At 71.5% G+C, this 772-nt stretch carries 1 protein-coding gene; it reads right to left on the bottom strand.

Features of this window, described 5'->3' with window-relative positions; all coding sequences use genetic code 11:
* On the bottom strand, positions 1 to 772 hold a 772-nt coding region (locus LG396_RS38820), incomplete at both ends, for an acyltransferase domain-containing protein (RefSeq protein WP_225798316.1).

Raw genomic sequence — 772 nt, 5'->3', positions numbered from 1 at the left:
ATGGGACACCCGGAGCCGGCGGGCCTTGCCGCCGTCCGCCTCCCAACGCGACACCAAGCCCTCGATCTCCCCCTCATCACCGGAAACGACCACCGACAACGGCCCGTTGACCGCCGCCACATCCACCCGGGAGGAGCCCTCGATCAGGGCGGTGACCTCGTCCAGGCTGCCGCGCAGCGACACCATCGCACCACCCGGCGGCAACGCATCCATCAACCGCCCACGAGCAGCCACCAGACGGCAGGCATCCGCCAGCGACCACACACCCGCGCAGTGCGCCGCGGCCAGCTCACCCACCGAATGACCGACCAGAACACCCGGCTCCACACCCCACGCACGAAGCTGACGGAACATCGCCACCTCGAACGCGAACAACCCCGGCTGCGTGAACTCCGTCCGATGAATGAGCCCGTCGCCGCCCGCGTCCGCGAGCACCTCGCCCAGCGGCCGGCTCAGCAGATCGTCGAACCCGGCGCAGACCTCCTCGAACGCCTCCCGGAACACCGGGAAACCGGTCAGCCCCGAACCCATCCCCGGCCACTGCGCACCCTGACCGGTGAACAACAGCCCGACACTGCCGCCCGTCGCCACCGGCGAGGCGTCGCCCTCGGCCACCAGCGCCAGACCGGCCCGGAGTTCGTCCGCGTCGGAACCGACGACCACTGCCCGGTAGTCGCCTGCCGATCGCGACAGCAGCGCCGTCCCGGCGCCGACCGGAGACACCTCTTTCCCGGCCCTGGCGACGAACTCCCCCAACCGCGCCGCCTGCGCG

The organism is Streptomyces aculeolatus (genome assembly GCF_020400605.1).
Classification (GTDB): domain Bacteria; phylum Actinomycetota; class Actinomycetes; order Streptomycetales; family Streptomycetaceae; genus Streptomyces; species Streptomyces aculeolatus.
Note: the sequence above shows the minus strand (reverse complement) of the source record. Positions and strands in the feature narration are given on the sequence as shown.